Origin of the sequence: Flavobacterium esculini, from assembly GCF_048284325.1 — a bacterium.
Lineage (GTDB): Bacteria > Bacteroidota > Bacteroidia > Flavobacteriales > Flavobacteriaceae > Flavobacterium.
In genome coordinates, this window is the sequence record NZ_JBLVPI010000011.1 from 58,757 (window position 1) to 81,769 (window position 23,013).

Annotated in this window: 15 protein-coding genes; 8 read left to right on the forward strand and 7 right to left on the reverse strand. The window is 34.0% G+C overall.

What is annotated here, in order from left to right; all coding sequences use genetic code 11:
* On the forward strand, nucleotides 1-888 hold the full coding sequence (cysM, locus tag ACNQGG_RS10810; protein ID WP_417963863.1) for a cysteine synthase CysM: 888 nt from the start codon (nucleotides 1-3) through the stop codon (nucleotides 886-888).
* Between the two features lie 239 nt (nucleotides 889-1,127).
* Complete coding sequence (locus tag ACNQGG_RS10815) at nucleotides 1,128-1,820, forward strand: SGNH/GDSL hydrolase family protein (protein WP_417963865.1); 693 nt, start codon at nucleotides 1,128-1,130, stop codon at nucleotides 1,818-1,820.
* Between the two features lie 140 nt (nucleotides 1,821-1,960).
* Here the strand turns inward: ACNQGG_RS10815 and ACNQGG_RS10820 are convergent, their stop codons facing one another.
* The 6 genes from ACNQGG_RS10820 to ACNQGG_RS10845 all read right to left on the reverse strand — a co-directional run bounded on the left by ACNQGG_RS10820 (nucleotide 1,961) and on the right by ACNQGG_RS10845 (nucleotide 13,077).
* Nucleotides 1,961-2,047 (reverse strand): hypothetical protein, encoded by an 87-nt coding sequence (locus tag ACNQGG_RS10820; RefSeq protein WP_417963980.1) that lies wholly within the window; start codon nucleotides 2,045-2,047, stop codon nucleotides 1,961-1,963.
* Entirely contained in the window at nucleotides 2,037-2,714 is a 678-nt protein-coding gene (locus tag ACNQGG_RS10825; protein WP_417963867.1) for a sugar-binding domain-containing protein, read from the reverse strand. The genes ACNQGG_RS10820 and ACNQGG_RS10825 overlap by 11 nt, the downstream gene beginning before the upstream one ends.
* Before the next feature lie 283 nt (nucleotides 2,715-2,997).
* Nucleotides 2,998-4,560 carry a RagB/SusD family nutrient uptake outer membrane protein gene (locus ACNQGG_RS10830; protein WP_417963869.1) on the reverse strand — a complete coding sequence of 521 codons (1,563 nt, stop codon included), beginning with the start codon at nucleotides 4,558-4,560 and terminating at the stop codon, nucleotides 2,998-3,000.
* A gap of 11 nt (nucleotides 4,561-4,571) precedes the next feature.
* Complete coding sequence (locus ACNQGG_RS10835) at nucleotides 4,572-7,718, reverse strand: SusC/RagA family TonB-linked outer membrane protein (protein WP_417963871.1); 3,147 nt, start codon at nucleotides 7,716-7,718, stop codon at nucleotides 4,572-4,574.
* A gap of 766 nt (nucleotides 7,719-8,484) precedes the next feature.
* Nucleotides 8,485-11,787 (reverse strand): VCBS repeat-containing protein, encoded by a 3,303-nt coding sequence (locus tag ACNQGG_RS10840; RefSeq protein ID WP_417963873.1) that lies wholly within the window; start codon nucleotides 11,785-11,787, stop codon nucleotides 8,485-8,487.
* Between the two features lie 411 nt (nucleotides 11,788-12,198).
* Nucleotides 12,199-13,077 carry a helix-turn-helix domain-containing protein gene (locus ACNQGG_RS10845; RefSeq protein ID WP_417963875.1) on the reverse strand — a complete coding sequence of 293 codons (879 nt, stop codon included), beginning with the start codon at nucleotides 13,075-13,077 and terminating at the stop codon, nucleotides 12,199-12,201.
* 279 nt (nucleotides 13,078-13,356) lie between these two features.
* Here ACNQGG_RS10845 and ACNQGG_RS10850 point away from each other — a divergent pair, with 279 nt between their 5' ends.
* From ACNQGG_RS10850 to ACNQGG_RS10875, 6 genes are all read left to right on the forward strand, one after another.
* A complete protein-coding gene (locus ACNQGG_RS10850; RefSeq protein WP_417963877.1) occupies nucleotides 13,357-14,502 on the forward strand; it encodes a glycoside hydrolase family 26 protein in 1,146 nt (381 codons plus the stop codon).
* Between the two features lie 33 nt (nucleotides 14,503-14,535).
* Nucleotides 14,536-15,927: an MFS transporter gene (locus ACNQGG_RS10855; protein WP_417963879.1), complete on the forward strand. Its 1,392-nt coding sequence runs from the start codon at nucleotides 14,536-14,538 to the stop codon at nucleotides 15,925-15,927.
* 24 nt (nucleotides 15,928-15,951) lie between these two features.
* Complete coding sequence (locus tag ACNQGG_RS10860; RefSeq protein WP_417963881.1) at nucleotides 15,952-17,145, forward strand: glycoside hydrolase family 130 protein; 1,194 nt, start codon at nucleotides 15,952-15,954, stop codon at nucleotides 17,143-17,145.
* A 2-nt stretch (nucleotides 17,146-17,147) separates the two neighbouring features.
* Nucleotides 17,148-18,350 (forward strand): AGE family epimerase/isomerase, encoded by a 1,203-nt coding sequence (locus ACNQGG_RS10865; RefSeq protein ID WP_417963883.1) that lies wholly within the window; start codon nucleotides 17,148-17,150, stop codon nucleotides 18,348-18,350.
* A 227-nt stretch (nucleotides 18,351-18,577) separates the two neighbouring features.
* Nucleotides 18,578-19,867 carry a glycoside hydrolase 5 family protein gene (locus ACNQGG_RS10870; protein ID WP_417963885.1) on the forward strand — a complete coding sequence of 430 codons (1,290 nt, stop codon included), beginning with the start codon at nucleotides 18,578-18,580 and terminating at the stop codon, nucleotides 19,865-19,867.
* 54 nt (nucleotides 19,868-19,921) lie between these two features.
* Entirely contained in the window at nucleotides 19,922-21,910 is a 1,989-nt protein-coding gene (locus ACNQGG_RS10875; RefSeq protein ID WP_417963887.1) for a glycoside hydrolase family 97 protein, read from the forward strand.
* 53 nt (nucleotides 21,911-21,963) lie between these two features.
* Here ACNQGG_RS10875 and ACNQGG_RS10880 read toward each other — a convergent pair whose 3' ends face one another.
* Nucleotides 21,964-22,920, reverse strand: a complete 957-nt coding sequence (locus tag ACNQGG_RS10880) for an aldo/keto reductase (protein WP_417963889.1) — start codon at nucleotides 22,918-22,920, stop codon at nucleotides 21,964-21,966.
* Nucleotides 22,921-23,013: the final 93 nt, after the last annotated feature.

Sequence of the window (23,013 nt, forward strand, 5' to 3'; positions counted from 1 at the left end):
ATGAAGCCACAAAAATTATTAGACCTGATTGGAAATACCCCTTTGGTGGAGACTGTTAATTTGATACAAAATAAAAACGTAAAACTTTTATTAAAGCTCGAAGGAAACAATCCCGGAGGCAGTGTAAAAGACAGAGCGGCTTACAACATGATTAACTCCGCACTGGAAAGAGGCGAAATCAAAAAAGGAGACAAACTCATTGAAGCGACTAGTGGAAATACCGGAATTGCTTTGGCGATGATTGCCCAACTATTTAATATCGAAATTGAATTGGTTCTTCCAGAAGACTCGACCAAAGAACGCACCCAAACCATGCGTGCTTATGGTGCAACCGTTATTTTAACATCAGCGGCAACAGGAATTATCGGTTCAAGAGATTATGCCGATAAAAAAGTAGCCGAAGGCGGTTACATCATGTTGAATCAATTTGCAAATGATGACAACTGGAAAGCACATTACAAAACAACAGGTCCAGAAATATGGAATGACACGGAAGGAACTGTAACCCACTTCGTTTCCGCTATGGGAACTACGGGAACTATTATAGGAACTTCCACATATTTGAAAGAGAAAAATCCGGCAATCCAAATTATAGGCGCACAGCCAAGTGATGGCTCTCAAATTCCGGGAATCAGAAAATGGCCCCAAGAATATTTGCCTAAAATTTTCGATGCCTCAAAAGTAGATACAACTATTGAAGTAACGGAACAAGAAGCACGCGAAATGACCAAACGTTTGGCTCTGGAAGAAGGCGTTTTTGCAGGAATGAGCAGCGGAGGTTCCGTAGCAGCAGCCATAAAAATAGCGGATACTTTAGAATCGGGTGTGATCGTTGCCATTATCTGTGACCGTGGTGATCGCTATCTATCTTCGGATTTATTTGATTAAAAAATATAAATCAGCCTTGTTTTTGTGTATCTTTTTGATATAAAAAGCAAGACTGATTCTTTTTGTTTTTTTTCTTTTAACCCTATAAGAAACGTAAGGTCATTTAAGTTTTAGTTTATATTATTTGGCTTATGTGTACTTCTATTTCTTATGTGGTTTAATCATCTTACTGTTCTACAACATTTCCAGTAGCACTTTTTTATATTTTTATGAGTAATGAATTTCAAATCTGGTTACAAATGAAAAACACATCATTACTTTATTGCATTTTATTTTCAGCACTATTTATGGGAGGAAAAATACAGGCTCAAGACTGGCCAAATTTAAATAAATACCAAAACGAAAATGCGAATCTAAAACCGGCAACAGCAGGACAAAAAAGGATTGTATTTATGGGGGATTCCATTACGGAATTTTGGTCCACGGTAAATTCAGAATACTTTACAGGAAAACCGTATATAAATCGAGGAATTAGTGGGCAAACTTCGCCTCAGATGTTAGTTCGTTTCAGAGCTGATGTTATTGCTTTAAAACCTGCTGCAGTGGTAATTTTAGCTGGAATAAATGACATTGCAGGCAATACAGGCCCTGCAACATTGGATATGATTAAAAACAATATTTTTTCGATGGCCGAATTGGCAAAAGCAAACCAGATTAAAGTAATTCTTTGCTCTGTTTTACCCGCTTTTGATTTTCATTGGAAACCCAATCAAAATCCTGCTGAAAAAATTATAGCCTTAAATGAATTATTAAAAAATTATGCTGCCGCAAATGGCATTGTATATCTTGATTATTATTCGGTAATGGCAGACGGAAGAAAAGGGTTGCTAACCTCCTACTCTAATGATGGCGTGCATCCAAACAAAGCAGGCTATCAAGTCATGGCTCCTCTTGCCGAGGAAGCAATAACCAAAGTTTTATTAGAAAAATAAAGTGTTACTTTATAAAACACAAAAAATATAAACTATTTAAAATTTAAGCATAAGACAAAAACTGAAATATTCTGATTTCTAGTAAATTCAATCCACTTAAGAGAAATTTAGACAAATAATCCAATCCATATTTGAATACACTAACAGAGTGTGTCTTCTATGTTAAAACCACTACTTTTTAATGCTCTGAAAAGCGTTTCGACTTGCCAACGTTTTTTAATACACAATGATTAAAAACTCCATTTTTCGTTCTCTGTTTATCGTTTTACTCCCTGAGAGATAACAATCTTGTCCGTGTAACCTAACTATTTTTGGATAATGACAAAAATAGTTCGTTTTCAGGTTGTTTAACAACCTAAAGGCAGGAGTTTCTTTTTGTTTTCGATGAGAGTAAACCATAAAATTATTTCTTATTCTGATATGATACCCAATACGATAGTCATTCAAAAACTCCACCCATTTTTCACCAACAAACTCTCTATCTGCCAAAAAAGACAATTGATACTCAAAACCTAAATATCCAGATGGATTTGTTCCTAAATAATGCCCGTTGAACCAAACAATTGAGTTCCGAAAAACGCCATCAAAAGCAATGTGTATTCTACGTCCCAAATCTCCTTCGGGAATATTAATTTTTTTTCGATACCAGCCTACACTAGTTTCAGGAAATAGTCTTCCAATATTTTTAAATCCATGACTATAACTGGCTTCTTTGCTAAAACCTTGCTCGACAGCCCAGTCATGAGGTAAATCTAATTTCCTCCAGGATCTGTCATCAAAATCTGTTGTTCCAGCACCATCTCCATAAGTCGTTTTGGCTAAATATGAAAAGTAACCTACTCCGTTATTGAAATCTTTGGCAGTGTCAAACGGATGCCCAAAGCAAATTGCCAATTGAGATCAATTGAGATATCTTCCCTTACTTGTACAATTGTTTTAGATTGCGAGAATAGTACAAAATGAAGTAAAAGGAACAGTACTATAATTTTTTTTATATTTTTTCATTTTAAATAATTATGAAACCAATTAAAATTTAATAAAAAAAAGAATTCCCTAATTGCTCAATTAGGGAATATCTTCAAACAAACTAATTCAAACAAATAATTTAACTTACAGAATAGGCTTCTTTACTGAACAGCCTATTCTTAAAAAGTAATCAATAATCCAATGAAACTATTTAGTAACTAGTATTTTGTACCAAATTTGGATTTGCATCAATTTGTGATTTTGGCAATGGCATTAATTCTCTACCAGCCGGTATTGTAATATTATGTCTCAATTTGATATATTCTGTAGCCTTTCCAGATCTTCTATACAAATACCAAAGTGTAAATTCTCCAGCCATTTCATGACGGTATTCATCCAAAATATTTGTAATTGTAAGAGTGGTTAGAGAAGCTAAACCAGCTCTGGTTCTAATCTTGTTTATTGTTGTAATTGCATCTGAAGTTCTACCTAAATTCAAATAACATTCCGCTAAACTTATCAATGATTCTCCGTAACGAGCTATAATAAGATTTTGTCCACCAAATATTTTTCCGTTTCCATTTCCAGTTAATGCTGGATCTCTCCATGTTTTCACACAAAAATAACCTGCATTACTTACAGCTGTCCAAGGTTTTGCAATTGTACCGGCAGTGTTCATTTTTATTGTATTTGCAGGAGCATCTACATAAATATTGTTATTTGGAAAATCTTTTATTTGGCATAATGGATCCGGATGTACATCTCCAGGGCCAATTACAGTTGCAAATTTTCTTTTATCACCAGCTTCAAAAGAATTATAAAGCACTTTAGTAGCGTTTATATAACCACCCCATCCACTGATTTCATTTGGCATACAGAACGATTGCAAAGCAGTTACGTTGTCATTACGTCCCCAACCCATATCAGATAATTTATCATAAAACTGAATTTCAAATAAGGATTCTTTACCATTTCTATTTGCTGCAGCATGAACGTTTAAGAAATCAGCCTCTAATTGTGCATGACCTTCAAGTGCTTCAAATGCCTTTGCTGCTTTATCATATTGTTTCATCCACATGTAAGCATTTCCTAAATAATGGTATGCTGTAGCTTTAGTCGCTCTACCTTTGTCTTCCGCACCATAGCTCCAAGGCAAGTTTGGTATAGCTGCTTCCAAATCAGCAACTACCTGAGCAAATGTCTCATCCTGTGTATTTCTAGGAGCATAATCATCTACTTCCACATCACCACCAGATGGATTCACAACCACTGGTACTCCTCCAAAATTTTGTGCTAACATCGTGTACAACAAACCACGCAGAAATTTACTCTCGGCAATAAGTCTATTCCCTAAATCTTTACTAATTGTACCGCTTTCAATTGATTTTGGTAATTTTTGTAAAGCAATGTTTGCTCTTCCAATGCCTTTGTAATTTATAACCCATAGGTTATTAAATCGTCCGGAATCAGTACCTATATTGTAGGTTTTAAATTCAGTATCCGCACCAGAATCTTCATAATCTTGGGTGGTATAATTTGCAGGTACAAATAATGATTTTGTATCGTATTCTCTACCGTCAGAATCCGATTGTAAAACATCATAAATCCCACTAATTGCTGCAGTAGCAGTAAGGTCACTACCAAAAACAACTTCATCAGTAATCCCTTTAGTATTTTTATCTTGCAAAAATTCGTTAGAACAGCCTACAGCTATTACTACTACAAATGCAGCAGTAATTTTTAAAAGATTTATTTTATATGATTTTTTATTCATGACTAATATTATTAAAATTGTAAATTAACACCAACTGTAAGGGATTTAGAAACTGGGTAAGCTCCTATATCAATTCCTGTTGCTTGAACAGTATCAAGTGATTTTCCATCTATATTTGATCCAAGTTGTCCTACTTCTGGGTCAATACCACTATATTTTGTAATAGTAAGTAAGTTTTGAGCACTTACAAAAACATTTAAATTTGTCATTCCAATCGTTTTAATCATTGAAGAAGGGAATGTGTAACCAAACTTTACATTTCTTAATCTTACATAAGAACCGTCTTCAACAAAGTGATCAGAGACTCTATTGTTTTTAGTATCCACATCATCAACAATTGCTCTTGCATATTCATTAGAAGGATTTGCAATAGTCCAACGGTTGTTATAATAATCTTTACTAACGTTTGTGTAGGTTTGACCTAAATTAAAACCACCGGCAGTCTCTTGTTCAACTCTTGAATAATTCAAGATGTCATTTCCAAAAGAACCATAAATATCTATCCCTAAATCAAAAGATTTATATTTAGCGTTAAAATTAAAGTTCCCAAAAACTTTTGGTATCGGACTACCAATAACCGTTCTATCCTCATCAGTGATTCTTCCGTCTCCATTCAAATCTTTGAATTTCCTGTCTCCAGGAGAAGTTTTTGGATTTTGATATGCACCACCTGGAGCATTTGCGTTAAGAGCATCAATCTCTGCTTTTGTTTGGAAAATTCCATCCGCTTTGTAACCATAGAATGTCCCTACATTGCCTCCAACATAAGATCTTGTAACATCTTTCCAGTTAGTTGCCCAAGTTGGTATAAAATTTTCTTCCAATAAGACAAACTTAGTATTCTCATCAGCCAGTTTATCGATATTATTTTTGATTGTGGTAAGATTGACAGAAGCATCCCATGTAAACTCTCCTTTAGTTTTTCGATATCCAACTAAAACCTCTAAACCTTTATTTGAAATTTGACCAGCATTTACAGCTCCTGTAGAAAACCCGCTTTGAGCTGGAGTAACTTTGTTAAACAAGAAATCAGACGATTTTTTAATGAAGTAGTCAACCGTAAAATAAAGACTATTATTGAACAATTCTCCTTCAAAACCTACGTTTGTTTGAACTTGTTTCTCCCATGTTAAATTTTTATTCTGTGTATTATCAGGCGTTAAACCTGAAGATAAGTAGGGTGAATCACCCAAAACATATCCAGAATCATCTGTTCCACTTGTTCCATTACTGTAATTAGAAAGATATTGAAAAGGAGAAACACCCAATGCATTACCTGTTTGCCCCCAAGAAGCGCGTAATTTTAATACATCAAAAACACTTCCATCCATAAATGCTTCTTCATCTATATTCCAACCTCCAGCAGCAGAAAAGAAGTTCGCTCTTGAATTTTCTATAACAAAACGATTTCCTATACCATCATTTCTCCAAGTACCTGTAATATAATACTTGCTGTCATAATTATAGTTTAATCTTGCCAATGCTCCCACTAAAGTTTGCGTTGAAGAATACCCTTGATTACTGTCAACTGTTTGTGCTTGTGACAAATCTCTAATGTCATTGGTTAAAAAACCAAGCCCTCTTGCAGACACAATAGAAGCGGCTTCTTTTTGAGCAGTATAACCAGTCAATACAGCAAATTTATGTTTGTTGATTACTTTAGTGTATTCTAAAAATGCCTCTGCTAACCATTCCTTTGAAGTATTTTGACTTACATTATATATGGCTTTATCGCGTTGGTCATTATTTAACACAGATCTTTTATATTTAGGAAGAAATGAAGATCCTGCATAATTTCTAGTGGTAAAACCAAGATTCGTTCTAGCGACAAGACCTTTCAATATATCATATTCTAATCCTAAACTTCCTTGAATTGTATTTCTACCATTATTATTAGATTGTTCTAATGCCTGTGCAATATAATTTGTACTGGTTGCAGTGGCATCAGATTCCGGAAATGCACCATATAACCCATTACTGGCAGGTAAGTTCGTTCCAGTAGTGTTTGACAAATAAGGAACGTTTGTATACATTTGAGATAATCCAAAGAAACCAGGCCCTAAAGGTTGATACGTTTCTTGATATCCATATTTTAAACTGGTTTTAGCTCTGAATTTATCAGAAATTGTAAAATCTCCTTTCAATCCAACATTATATCTTTTAGAAGAAGAACCAATTACTGTCCCTTCTTCATTCAACACTCCTGTTGTAAAAGCTAATTTTGACATTTCATTTCCACCTCTGATGCTTATGTTATGCCCAGAGCGTATTGCAGTTCCAAATGTAGCATCTTGCCAATCTACATTCGTTAATGCACTTGGATTATCCCATTCCGGTAAATAAGAATCTTTTAAAGCAGTACCTTTAATTTCTTTAGCAAATGCAGCAAATTCATTAATGTTTAATAATTCAATTTTTTTAGGAACTGAATTTGAACTCATCCATGAATTAACATCAACTGTAATAGCCCCTTTTTTGCCACTTTTAGTTTCAATAATCACAACACCATTACTGGCTCTCATACCATACAATGCTGAAGCAGAAGCGTCTTTCAAGACAGTCAATGATTGTACATCATTAGCATTTAAATACGAAATATCAGTAGTCGGGAAACCATCAACAATATACAAAGGTGTCGTTTTTCCAAAAGTCCCTACCCCACGTATGTTAACCTGCATGGAAGAACCAGGTGCCCCTGAATTATTAGTTACCTGAACCCCAGACACTTTTCCTTGCAAAGCCTGATCAATAGAAGACACAGGGATTGCATTTAATTTCTCTGAACTAACAGATGAAACCGCTCCGGTCAAATCTTTCTTTTTACTTGATCCATAGGCAACAACAACAACCTCTTCTAAATTTGCTGAACTGGATTGAAGTTTTAAATTAACAATTGATTTTCCGGCAACTTTAATTTCTTGGGAAACATAACCAAGATACGAAAAGAGTAAAATGTCATTGTCTTTAACGTTATTCAACTTGAATTTTCCATCCAAATCTGTTGAAGTTCCATTAGTTGTTCCTTTCACCAAAACGTTTACCCCAGGTAAATTACCGCTAACATCCGATACGGTACCTGAAACACTTTGGGCCTGAATGAAACCGCAAATCATAAAAGCTCCAAACAAGAGTAGATTTCTAAATAAATAGTTTTTCATAATTAATTTTAGTTTATTAAATGGTTAGTTTTTCATCTGTTGTTATTCCAATTATTAAATATATTTTTGACAAAAAAATTGTTATTTTTTTAAGTATACTATTTTTTTAAACGGATATTAAAACAGATTTCCAAATGTAACAACTATCAAAATCTCTAATTAATACAAAATTATCTTTTGTTAATATTATTTTAACACTCTCAAAACAAGCAGCCAAAACAAATCATAATAAACTAAAAAACAGACGTATAGCTATATTTATTTTTATCAAAAAGTTGATTTAAAACCATAAATATTGAAATAGAGATACAAATAAGGAGAAAGAAGGAATATTGATTCAAATAATGTAGTAGTTTTTTAATTTCTAAAATTGATTCCAATTATTTTATTCACTATTCACTAGAGTACGAACAGTGCTTTCCTAATATCAAATGCATGAAGAATTCCTTAACTGGAAGAAACACAAAAAAATTGACAGCTATAAAAACGCTCCATTTCATAAGATACAAAAACATTTTACGAAGCAGTTTCAAACTTCTCTTTAGGATTTAGTTATAGCGTGAAGAAATAAATAGATAAAAAAGACAGCCCCGAATTTCATTAATTTTCACGAAATAATTAGGAGAAATTAGTGGAATACGTGGCTGAAATTTCGTTTGAATATTTATATCTCGACAGTAGGTTTTAAAAGAGGATTTTTAGTATCATAAATTTAGCAATGCTTGATGCAATTACGCCCAAATAACCATTAATGGAGCTAAAAAAATTAATTATTTTTAAAAATTTTAGGAATATTATCATTTACAACTGCCAATAAAGAAATCGTGTTATTTTTATTTTTTATGGCTCTAATATGTTTCACTTCTCCTTTAATAAAGAAACCTGATTTATCATAAGGCAGCCACGAAAAAGTTCCTTTTTTTGACCCTAGAAGAACACTTCCATAATTAGAATCTAATCTTGAAAATTGTGGTTTGAATTCGTACTGATTGCTACCAAGAATAATATCTAAAACTCCATCATGATTTACATCCAAAGTACAGATTGTATTTACGCAAGAAAACTGAACTTCTTTTGGCAAAACTTTCACTTTAAACGTTCCATTTCCAGTATTAATTGCAATTATACTTTCCTGAGTAGTAGCTGTTTTTTGTATGGTGTTACTCAGGATTTCTTGAGCAAATAATTCTTGAAATGTCTTTTTCGAATAGTCAAAATAGCTTAGATTCTTCTTTTTCAACATTGGAATTTGGCTTGTTATTTCTTTTTTCAGATGGATTGGAAAATCTTTACCATTAATTGATCGGGTTGCTATTTGTTCAATAGTTCCGTTATCATCAAAATCATTGATAAACAATCGCATCGGGTTTGCATTGGATGCTTTATAAGAAGTATTGGTTCCTTTATTCCCCAGAATTAGATCTTTCTTACCATCATTATTGATATCTACACAACTTACTGCATTCCAAAAACCGGAGTATTCCGTTAAATTGGATTTGTATTCAACCAATCGTTTTCCTGTGTTTTTTAAAATTTTTGGAGCCATCCAATCACCTACAACAATCAAATCTTTTTTGCCATCATTATCAATATCTTCCCAAACTGCATCCGTAATCATTCCTAATTCATTCCCTTTGAAAACTTTTTTATCTGTAGCATTATTAAAGTTACCTTTACCATCATTCTCTAATAATAATTGTTTTGGATCTACACCATAAATACCTGGAACACTTCTACTTCCTACAAAAACATCTATATCACCATCGTTATCAAAATCATTTGGAGCAATTACGGAGATATTCGAATTGACTGTTGGAATAATCGTTTTCCTTTTTATAAAAACTCCTTTTCCATTATTCAAATACAATCGATTTTTATAATTTGCTTGGTCCTCTTTTTCATTTCCACCGGAACCTACGAGTAAATCTTGATCGCCATCGCCATCAGCATCAAAAAAGCTAGCTGCCGTATCTTCATAATTAGCATCACTATCTATATCCTTTTGATTACTAATTGTATAATTATCATTTCCATTATTCAAATAGATTTTTCCCGTTTGTCCTTTGGCTCCGCCAATAAAAACATCATCGTTGCCATCCCCATTAATGTCTGCAACAGCAAGACTAGGGCCTTCTTGTGAAAGTTCTTTGGAAATTAAACCTTCATAATCAAAATCGATATAATCATTTTCTTTATGCGCTAAGAAAGTTGCTTTCTTTTCAGAAAAAAACGGTTTTGATTCCTGCCTTTTTAAGCTATAATTTAATTTTGCATCAGCAACACTTAAAGAATAAGTAGTGTTATTAACCACCTTTTTTATAGTTTGAAATTTGCTGTTTGGCCAAATTACACGCAAAGAATCTATTCTCTTAGAACCGATTCCAAAAGTCATCGCATAATCTACCGACGACTGAAAACCTCTTGACGGAACTAATTCTTGTCTTATTATTTCTTTCCCAGAAAATAATTCTACCACACTCCCAATCGCAAATTTATTTTGATTATCTCCCTTTAATTTTACTTTAACAAAATGATTTTTTGGATTTTTATCTGAATTATTTTTATAGATAAAAGCTTCCATATTGACATTATTGACAACTAAATCTAAATCTCCATCATTATCAAGATCTCCATAAGCGGATCCATTTGAAAAACTCGGTGTATCTAAACCCCAATTTTGGGCCTCATTCGTAAAAGTTATATTTTTATTATTTTTATAGGCATAATTTGGGATTGGAGTGGAAGGCATTTTAGCAATAATCATTTCCATCTCATCTTTCTTACCTGATGTTGCCAATTTTTGAAAAAAACTATTTGCAAAAAAGTCCATGAAATCCTGATTGGTCAAATCATTGTAAATCCCGTTACTCACAAAAATATCTTTATACCCGTCATTGTCCATGTCAAACAGTAACGCTCCCCAACTCCAGTCGGTTTTTGCAACACCTGCATAATGAGCAATTTCGTTAAATTGATTGTTTCCGTTATTGAGTTGCAAGGTATTTTGCATGTATTGGTAATAGAAATCTAGATTTAACTTTCTGGAAAACAAATCATAGTTATCAAAACTCGTTACGTTTTTAGTACGTTCATCATTTTCCGGAAGCATGTCTGTAACAAATATATCAGCTTTACCATCATTATTTATATCCGCCATATCAGCCCCCATCGAAGACTGGCTTGTATGGGTTACCCAGTCTTGAATTTGCTCTGTGAAAGTCCCGTTTTTATTATTAATGTATAAATAATCTCTTTCAAAAAAATCATTAGATATGTAAATGTCCGGATATAAATCTCCATTTACATCCCCGACAGTCACTCCTAAACCAAATCCTATAAGACTGTTATATATACCGGCTGACTCACTTACATCGTTGAATTTACCGTTATCATTACGGAGCAATTTATCGCCTCCTCCTTTTAAAATTTCAGGAACATCCCAATCTTTGTCGCGTAGTTCTCTTTTATTTGAATAATTCAGACTACTTACTGGAATAAAACTATTATTCAAAATATAGCAATCTAAATCCCCATCCTTATCATAATCAAAAAAAGCGGCATGGGTTGTTATTCCAGTATTTGCAAGATTATATTCCGCAGCCTTTTCAGTAAAAGTAAGGTTCCCATTATTGATAAAAAGTTCGTTTTCTTGGTTTTTACTTTCGGTATTCCCGGCATTACAAACATAAATATCTAGCAAACCATCTGCATTAATATCAACCATTACAACTCCTGTTGACCAAGATTTAGTCCCTTCAATTCCAGCCGATTTAGAAATATCTTGAAATTTAAAGTCTCCTTTGTTGAGATATAATTTATTAGAACCTTGATTAGACGTAAAATAGACATCTGACAATCCATCATTATTAATATCCCCGATTGCAACTCCCCCTCCATTATAAAAATTTCTGTATTTAAACAGATTCATTTTTGGGCCATTCACTACTTTATTTACAAACTTAATTCCGGTATCGTCTGATTCCTGTTTAGAAAACAAAGTATCATCGTTGAACTTCGAGCAACTGGAAAAAGAAACAATAAATAATAAAATAACAATTCGTTTTAACATAATTAAACTACTATTTGGTTTGCAACTGGATATTGATAGCTAAACCTTTCTTTTTCAATTTTTAACCGAATCAAGAAAGTTTTTATAAAAAAATACAAGGATTATTAAACCTATCAATTGAAATCATTTATAATCAACAAATCTATACCAGATACAAACACCTACTTAATAGTATTATGTCATTTTATGATAATATTTTTACTTTTTACCCAATAAGTAAATAATTTATAAAAAATATCAACTTTTAATTACATAAAACGCAATTTATTCTCACAAAAAATTATGATAAAAACAAATGTAAATACAAGCTCCTGAAAGGACTTCAAGAAGCAGAAAATCCATAAAAAATCCAAATAGATTATCTACAAATTAATTTAAAAGAAAAAACAAGAATCATAAACTTTAGGCAGGTTACAATATTCTTTTCAAGCCAGAAAAATCTTCTCTATATTGACTTGGCGTACATTTTTTTATAGACTTGAAACTTCTATTAAAATTAGCAATATTATTGAATCCGGATTTAAAGGCAATTTCCGAGATACTCAAATCTTTCTCCACCAGCCATCTGGCAGCATACCCAATTCTGATATCATTTATGTAATTGACAAAGGTTTTCCCAGTTCTCTTTTTGATAAATCGGTTAAACGAAATACTGGTCATACTTGCCACACTCGAAACGTCTTCTAATGTTATTTTCTCGGCAAAGTTTTTTTGCACATATTCATAAACCAATTTCATTTTATCATAATCGTCAAACGTATCATAATCAACAGTGAATGTTGACAAAAGCCTTTGATTCCTGGAAATAGCTAAATCATATAGTATGGAAATAATTTCAAGAAAATAATCCATCCCGTCCAATTTTGAAATTTTAATCAGTCGTGGTGCCAGTTCTTCCGTAATTTTTTTTGAAAATAAAATACCATGAATCGATCGATTGAACATATCTCTAATAGGATGCATCAATCTTCTTGACAAGAAGGCTTCATCAAATAAATCATTATGAAATTGAGTCGTTATTTCGTGGATTTGTGCATTTGTGCATTTATTTAACTCCCAACCGTGGTACAAATTAGGACCAACCAATACCAATTCAACATCATCAATTTCTTCTATATTATCTCCCACAACCCGCTTTACACCTTTGCCATTTTGAATAAAATTGAGCTCAAATTCAGGATGATAGTGTACTGGAAAATCAAAATTATCTTTAACTCTATCAAAAACTAAAAAACTGTCTCCGGAAGAAAGCGGCGGTATCTCTCTGTAAAAATTTTTCAAATTGCTCATAGTCCCTTTTTTATTTGCAATAATATGATATATAATTGATAAAATAATACTAATTAAAAGCGAGTCATCCAATTATCTTTGAAAAATGCATTTATCAATTTTTTAAAAACAATATCAATATTAAATACGAATCATTTTTAATACTTACTATTTTTATAATTTTGACAATAACAAAGCCAAAATGATCTTTTTTTGTTTTTGATATCATAAAGGATTCTAAATACAATTTCAAATAAAACGTACTTCTAAAATTTAGGTACTCAAATTAATTACCACTAAATGAAAAAAACTCTTTTCGCCTTAATAACCTTCTTTTATGTTGGAATTTCATGCTCTTCTAAAGCACAAACCATTGATACAAAATCGTCTATTTCTGATAGAAAATCTACTCCAGAGACCCTAATTTTATACAAAAAACTAAAGAAATTGACTCAGAAGGGAATCCTTTTTGGTCATCAGGATGATTTGGCTTACGGAGTGAACTGGAAATATGAAGCTGGAAAAAGCGATGTAAAAGAGGTTACCGGAGATTATCCTGCAGTTTATGGATGGGATCTTGGCGGAATTGAAAAGGATTCTAAAAATAATCTTGACGGAGTCCCTTTTGACAAAATAAGACAGTACATTATTGATGTTAAAAAAAGAGGTGGAGTTAGCACTATAAGCTGGCACTTAGATAACCCAATGACTGGAAAAACAGCTTGGGATAACAGTACAAAATCACTTGCTCCTGTTTTACCCGGTGGTAAATATCATAAAAAATTCAAATCTTGGTTAGACAAAGAAGCTACTTTCTTTTTATCTTTAAAGGATGAAAAAGGCAAAGCTATACCTATATTATACAGACCTTTCCATGAACTAACAGGTGGTTGGTTTTGGTGGGGAAAAGACAATTGCACCTCTGATGAATTTAAAGCTTTATGGAAATTTTCTTTCGATTATTTGCAAAAAAAAGGCGTTCATAATTTGATTTATATATACAATACTGGAGGTTTTAAAACCCGAGAAGAATTCCTAAAAAATTATCCGGGCAGTGATTATGCAGATGTGCTAAGCTTTGACAATTACCAATACAACGATCCCACAAAAAGTAATTCATTTATAGAGGAATGTTTAAATCAATTTAAAATCATCGATGAACTAGCCAAAGAGCAAAATAAAATTATGGCTTTTGCCGAGACCGGTTATGAAGCGATTCCTTATGATAAATGGTGGACAAGAACCCTGATGAAAGCGATTGGCGATTATAAAATTTCCTATGTATTAGTTTGGAGAAACCACGGATGGCAGGAAAAAGAAAAGAAAATGCATTATTATGCCCCTTACAAAGGACAGGTGAGCGAAAAAGACTTTCTAGATTTTTATAATCTTGACCAAATTTTATTCGAAAAAGATGCTGCAAAAGAAAACCTATATAAAAAATAATTAATTAACCTTTAGACCTTTAAACCCCAAAAAATGCATAATAAAATAAGTATAAAAGAAAAAGTTGGTTACGGCTTGGGAGACGCTGCCTCCTCCATGTTCTGGAAAATATTCAGCATGTATCTCATGTTTTTTTACACGGATGTTTTCGGCTTGGCACCTGCTGTTGTGGGAACTATGTTCCTGATTACAAGAATTTGGGATTCCTGTTTTGATCCATTGGTCGGAATTGTTGCTGACCGCACAAAAACACGATGGGGAAAATTCAGACCGTACCTTTTGTGGACAGCCATACCATTTGCCATTATAGGAATACTAACCTTTTACACACCCGATTTTGATGAAAAAGGAAAAATAATCTACGCCTATGTAACCTATTCGTTAATGATGATGGTGTATTCTATAATCAATGTTCCTTACGCATCTCTTTTGGGCGTATTGTCTTCGGATAGAAAAGAGCGCACCACGCTTTCTTCGTATCGAATGGTTTTTGCGTTTGGCGGAAGTTTATTAGCCCTTTGGTTAATTGAGCCATTGGTAAATCATTTTGGAGGAAACATGAATTCAAAAACAGGTTGGCTGTACACCATAATTGTTTTTGGAATTATCACAACTGTATTTTTCTGGGGCTGCTTTTTCCTGACCAAAGAAAGAGTTCAACCCATTTCAGATGAGAAAACTGATTTGAAGGAAGACCTGAAAGACCTTTGGAAAAACAAGCCTTGGTGGATTTTACTTGGTGCAGGCATTGGCGCATTGATATTTAATTCCATCCGTGATGGTGCTGCAGTATATTACTTTAAATATTATGTGAGCAATACGGTAAGTTATAGTTTCAACCTTTTTGGAGAGACCTTTGCCATGACACCTACTTCTTTATACTTAGTTTTAGGTCAGGCAGCGAATATTATTGGCGTGATTACAGCAACTCCAATCGCAAATAAAATTGGCAAAAAAAATACTTTTTTCGGAGCAATGTCTTTAGCAGCAATTTTGAGTGTGATTTTCTATTTTTTCGGAAAAGAAGATGTACTGCTGATTATGGTTTTCCAAGTTTTAATTAGTATTTGTGCTGGTTGTGTATTCCCATTAATATGGTCGATGTACGCTGACAGCGCTGACTATTCAGAATGGAAACAAGGAAGACGCGCTACCGGGCTTGTATTTTCAGCTTCTTCGATGTCTCAAAAATTTGGATGGACTATTGGAGGTGCAGCGACAGGATGGCTTTTAGGATATTATGGTTTTCAGGCAAATATGGAGCAAACTGCTGTTACCCAAAACGGAATTCAACTGATGCTAAGCATTCTTCCAGCCGCAGCCGCAGTTATTTCAGTACTTTTTATCTTGTTCTACCCGCTTACTGAAGAAAAACTGCAGACTATTGAACAAGACCTTAACAACAAAAGAAATTTAACTAATTAATACTTGATTATAGAACTTTCGATTATGAATACAAAAACAATAAATACCGATTTCCAAAAAAGAAAAATTGAAATTGAAAATGAATTTCAACAACTAATTGAGCAAAAAAATGAACCTCAATCTTCTGTTGGGAACGGTATATTCGAACGCTATAAAAACCCTGTTTTAACAGCCAAGCATGCTCCAATTGAATGGAGATATGATTTAAATGAGACTACCAATCCTATGCTGATGGAACGAATTGGTGTTAATGCCACTTTAAATTCTGGAGCCATGAAATGGAATAATAAATACATTCTGGCTGTTCGTGTAGAAGGTTTTGACCGAAAATCATTTATTGCTATTGCCGAAAGTCCAAATGGAGTCGATAATTTTAAATTTTGGGATAAACCCTGCGTATTACCACAAACAGAAGAACCGGATACGAATGTGTACGATATGCGTTTGGTAAACCACGAAGATGGTTGGATTTACGGTATTTTTTGTACCGAAAGAAAAGACCCAAATGCTCCTCAAGGAGATACGAGTTCCGCAATTGCTAATGCAGGAATTGTTCGCACCAAAGATTTAGTAAACTGGGAACGCTTGCCTGATTTGATTTCGAATACCGGACAACAAAGAAATGTAGTATTTCATCCTGAATTTGTAAATGGAAAATATGCCGTTTATACCCGTCCGCAAGATGGATTTATTGACATCGGAAATGGTGGTGGTGTAGGACTTGGCTATGTTGATGACATGACAAATCCAATTGTACAGAACGAAACCATCATCTACGGAAAACAATACCATACTGTTTACGAACTTAAAAACGGTTTAGGACCAGCTCCTATCAAAACGGCTAAAGGATGGTTGCATTTGGCTCATGGTGTTAGAAATACCGCTGCCGGATTGCGTTATACCTTATATATGTTCATGACGGATTTAAATGATATTGCAAAAGTAATCCATAAACCTGCCGGACATTTTATGGCTCCAGAAGGAATAGAAAGAGTGGGTGATGTTTCGAATGTGTTGTTTTCAAATGGCTGGATCGAAGACGAAGACGGAACCGTATTTATCTATTATGCTTCTTCAGACACTAGAATGCATGTGGCCGTATCATCCGTTGAAAAACTGGTTGATTATGTGATGAACACGCCAGAAGATACCTTTACATCAGCAGGTTCTGTGAATACAATCATTAAACAAGTAAATAAAAATAAAGCAATTTCATAAGCGTGTCCATACCATTACAACAACTACAATCAGAACTTACAACTGAACTCGATGCAATTCTTGGATATTGGTCGAAGTTTACTATGGACACCAAAAACGAAGGTTTCATTGGTCAAATAGACTATAATAATCAAATTAATTCGCAAGCAGAAAAAGGTTCGGTTTTACATGCGCGAATATTATGGACTTTTTCATCAGCATACCTACTGGCCAAAAACGAAGAACATAAAAGTATTGCCAAAAGAGCTTTTGATTATATTGTATCCCATTTTTATGATACGCAATTTGGCGGAATTTTTTGGAGTCTCCATTACGATGGAACTCCTAAAGATACCAAAAATCAAATCTATGCGATTGCATTTGTGATTTATGGCATGACTGAATATTATGCTGTTTCCAAAGAGGAGAAAGCACTGGAAGTTGCCATTGATTTGTACAAAAAGATTCAAGAGTATAGTTATGATCCAATAAACAAAGGATATCTGGAAGCTTTTACCCGAGACTGGAAAAACATTGACGATTTGCGTTTGAGTGATAAAGATGCCAACGAAAAGAAAACAATGAACACCCATTTGCATATCGTGGAAGGCTATGCCAATTTATACAAGGTTTGGAAAAATGAAACCCTGCGCAAAGACATTGTTGAATTACTAGAAGTGATTGACATCCATTTTATAAATGAAGAAACGGGGCATTTAAGACTTTTCTTTGACGAAAACTGGATAGAAAAACCGGATGTCATTTCCTATGGCCACGACATTGAAGCGGCTTGGCTCCTATTGCAATGTGCCGAAATTTCAGGAGATGCTGCATTGATTGCCCGTTATAAAAAACACGCTATTCAACTTACGGATGTTACCAAGGAAGGAATTGATGAAGATGGTGGTTTATGGTATGAATTGGACCCGGAAAGCAATGAATTAATTGCCGAAAAACACTGGTGGCCACAAGCGGAATTGCTGATTGGTTTTTTTAATGCTTATGAATTAACCGGAGATAAAACCTATTTAGAAGTAGTTCTAAAGAATTGGGAATTTATAAAGAAATACCTTCTTGATACAGAAAACGGGGAATGGCATTGGGGTGTAAATGCTGATTATTCGTTGATACAAAAAGACAAAGCCGGTTTTTGGAAATGTCCGTATCACAATGGTCGTGCTTGCATTGAAGTCATTAACCGAATTAAAAAAATAGAGAATGAATAATTATTTGGTTTTGGAATAATCCAAAATACCTTAGATTAGCAATTACATAATAGATTAAATCCTATTGGAGTTTAAATTACTCCTTTATCAGAATGACAAATGGATAAGATCATCGTTCCTTTATAACAAATGCCTAGCCCAGATAGCAGTGGAAATCCTTTTATTTTTTTCTTTAAAAAATAAAAGATTGCAACGAATAGCTGGAAATAGCTCCTAAATAAAAAAATATGAAGAATTTAGTTTCAAAGATAATGCTGCTCGCTATTTGTGTTTCGGCAACTGTTTGTTCAGCACAAAAACAAGCGCCAATAACTGTAAAAGGGACACAATTTTACAAAGGTGATAAACCGTATTCGTATGTTGGCACCAATTATTGGTATGGCAGTTTACTGGGTTCCAAAAAAGTGGGTGATCGTAAAAGGCTGCTTCGCGAACTGGATTTAATGAAGAAAAACGGTATTGACAATCTTCGAATTTTAGTGGGTGCGGATGGCGGAACGTATGATTATACCGTTAGTCCGGCTTTGCAATACGAACAGGGAAAATACAATGCCGATTTATTGGATGGGTTGGATTTCTTGATTGCAGAAATGGGAAAACGCAATATGTATGCGGTTTTGTACCTCAACAACAACTGGGAATGGTCTGGCGGTATGTCGCAATATTTAGAATGGAATGGCTACGGAAAAATTCCGAATCCGAATATAAAACCCAACACCTGGCCACAATTTATGGATTTTGTGAAGCAGTACCACAGTTGTGAACCGTGCATGATGGCTTTTGAAAATCATATCAAGTATATTTTGGGCCGAACAAATGCCTACACTAATAAAAAATATACCGAGGAAAATACGATTATGGCTTGGCAAGTAGGCAATGAACCCCGCGTTCTTAGTATTGAAAATGAAGAGAAATTCACGATTTGGTTGAACAAAACGGTTGATTTGATTGATAGTTTAGACCCCAATCATTTGATTTCAACAGGTTCTGAAGGAAAAGCAGGCTCGAATGATGATTTGGCAACTTTTGAACGTACACATACGAATCCGAAAATTGATTATTTGACAATGCACATTTGGCCGAAAAACTGGAATTGGTTCAAGGCTGATGATGCGAAAGCTACTTTACCAATCGCTATCGAAAAAGCAACACAATACATCAACGAACATATTGAAGCAGCCAAAAAATTAGGCAGACCCATAGTAATTGAAGAATTTGGATTGCCTAGAGCAAACGAAAATCTACTGCCTAAATCCTCGGTAGTGGATAGAAATACATTTTACAAAGCTTTTTTTGAAAGATTATTGAAAAGTCACAACAATAATGAGACGTTACAAGGGATTAATTTCTGGGGTTTTGGTGGCGAAGGAAAAGCCGTTAATACTACTGGAAAATGGAATATCGGAGACCCTTTTACTGCCGATCCTCCACAAGAGCCTCAGGGTTTGAACTCGGTATTTTCTTCGGATAAATTGACATTGGAATTAGTAAAAATGTATAATTTGAAATTGAAATAATTTTTAAAATAGTTAGTTTAAAAATTAAAATCGCAGGATCTTAAATCTAATCGAATGAAAAAAATAATAACTTTAATAGTTACACTATTCTGTTTTGGTGTTACTTTTTCACAAAAGAAACAAAACTTCCAATTAGTTTCACCAAACGGAAAAATTGAAATCAACATTGCTCTTTCTGATAAAATTGCTTGGACAATTGTCCACGAAAAAGACAATATACTAATTGCTTCGCCTATGTCTATGACATTAAGTGAAGGAGAAATATTAGGAAAAAAACCAATCTTTTTAAATGCTAAAAAAGAAAGTATAAGAACGCAATTTGAATCACCATTATACAAAAAGAAATCAATTGAGAACAATTACAATCAATTGATTTTAAATTTCAAAGGCGACTATAGCATTGAATACCGTGCATTTGATGATGGTGTTGCGTATCGATTTAGCACTAAAAAGAAAGGTGCTATTACCGTAAAATCAGAAGAAGTAGTTTTGAATTTTGACAAAGATTACAGTTCTCTTATGCCTTATGTCCGCGATTTAAGGAATCCAAAAGACCCTTATATTTCTTCTTTTGAAGCACATTACGAGAATAAAAAAATCAGTGAATTTGCTAAAGATACACTAGCTTTTTTACCTTTTTTAGTTGATTTTAAAAATAGTAAAAAAGCCGTTTTTCTGGAAGCAAATCTTGAGGATTATCCAGGCCTGTTTGTGACTAATACCAATTCTAAATCCGGTTTTGAAGCCCGCTTTCCTAAATATCCAGTGCAGGAAATTAACGGTGGTTTCAATAATATCAATAGACTAATTACTCAAAGAGCCGATTATTTAGTAAAAACAAAAGGAACTCGAAATTTCCCTTGGCGAATTGTGGTTATTTCAGAAAATGACAAGGATTTAGCCAATAATGATATGGTTCAAAAATTATCCGAACCTTCTAAAATAAAAGACATCAGTTGGATTAAACCCGGAAAAGTAGCTTGGGATTGGTGGAACGACTGGAACATTTACAACATCAATTTCAAAGCGGGAATCAATACGGAAACCTACAAATACTACATTGATTTTGCGTCCAAAAATAAAGTGGAATACATCGTTCTTGATGAAGGCTGGAGTCTGGAAGACAATATTATGGAACACAATCCAAATGTCGATTTGAAAGCCTTAATCAGTTATGGAAAAGACAAAAATGTGGGTATTATATTGTGGAGTTCTTGGATGGCTTTGACTAAAAACACAGACGGTGTTCTCAAGAATTATTCTTCTATGGGCATTAAGGGATTCAAAGTCGATTTTCTGGATAGAGATGATGCTAAAATGGTCAATTCGGTTTATGATATTGCCCAAAAAGCAGCCGATAACAAATTGCTTTTAGATTTTCATGGTATGTACAAACCAACGGGAATACAACGAACTTTTCCCAATATCTTGAATTTTGAAGGCGTAAAAGGTCTTGAAAATAATAAATGGACACCAAACGATGATGTTCCCACTTATGATTGCTCGATTCCCTTTATTCGAATGATGGCAGGCCCAATGGATTATACGCCTGGAGCAATGCGAAACGCCACAAAATCAGAATTCAAACCAAGTCATTCCAACCCTGAAAGTCAAGGAACCCGATGTCATCAACTGGCTTTATACACCATTTTTGAAGCACCTTTGCAAATGATGGCCGACAGTCCGACGGCTTATATGAAGGAACAAGAATCCACTGATTTTATTGCTAAAATTCCAACGACTTTTGATGAAACAGTAGCTATAGATGGTTCAGTAGGGAAATTTGTAGTCTTAGCCAGAAAAAAAAGCACTAATTGGTATTTAGGCGCTATAACCAATTGGGATGCTAGAGAAGTGACAATTGATTTCTCCTTTTTAGAAAAAGGAAAAACTTTTGAAGCCGATTTATTTACAGATGGATTAAATGCCGAAAAAGCAGCAGTTGATTACAAAAGAGAAAAAATAACCATTGATTCGACTACCAAAATGACTTTTCATTTAGCAAGCGGAGGAGGATTATCAGCGATTATTTCGCCTAAATAATACCAAACTTTAAAAAGAAAAGGGAGCAAATTTAAAAATTGCTCCCTTTTTTATTATCCCAAAATACTTTCAATTTCGGCTAATTCTGCTGCGGAGAAATCCAAATTCTGCAAACTGTCAATATTATTGTTCAATTGACCAACAGAACTCGCGCCAATCAAAACCGAAGTGATTCGCTTGTCTTTTAACAACCAAACCAAAGCCATTTGAGCTAACGATTGATTTCTTTGCTGTGCAATGGCATTCAGTTGTATAATTTTCTGGATTCTTTCCTCCGAAACCTCATCCGTTCTTAAATGGCCATTTGGATTGGAAGCTCTTGAATTTTCAGGAATCCCTTTCAAGTATTTATCCGTTAAAAGTCCTTGTGCCAAAGGTGAAAAAGCAATACAGCCGACTCCTTTTTCCTCCAGAACATCTAATAAACCAGCTTCAGGCTGGCGAACAAACATCGAATATTTCACTTGATGAATCAAGCAAGGTGTTCCCAATCGTTTTAGGATTTCGGTGGCTTCTCTGGTCTGTTCTGCATTGTAATTAGAAATTCCTGCATACAATGCTTTTCCGCTTCGTACAGCATAATCAAGCGCCATCATGGTTTCTTCCAAAGGTGTTTCCGGATCAAAACGATGTGAATAAAAAATATCCACATACTCCAAATTCATACGTTTCAAGCTCTGGTCTAAACTTGATAATAAATATTTTCGGGAACCCCAGTCTCCATAAGGACCGTCCCACATCGTGTAGCCGGCTTTGGTTGTAATTACGATTTCATCGCGCAGGTTTCCCTGAAAATTATTCTTCAGTATTTTACCAAAATTAGTTTCTGCAGAACCCGGAACCGGGCCATAATTATTGGCCAAATCAAAATGTGTAATTCCTTTGTCAAAAGCGGCTTTGACTATGTTTTCCCCATTTTCGAAATTATCCACTGAACCGAAATTATGCCATAAGCCAAGAGAAATTTGTGGCAGTAATAAACCACTTTTCCCACATCTGTTGTATTTCATTGTATCAATTTAAAGATTTGATTTTCAATTTTATAATTGGTAAAATTCGCATTCATAAGTATATAATGCAAATAAACCCGACCTGTTTTAATA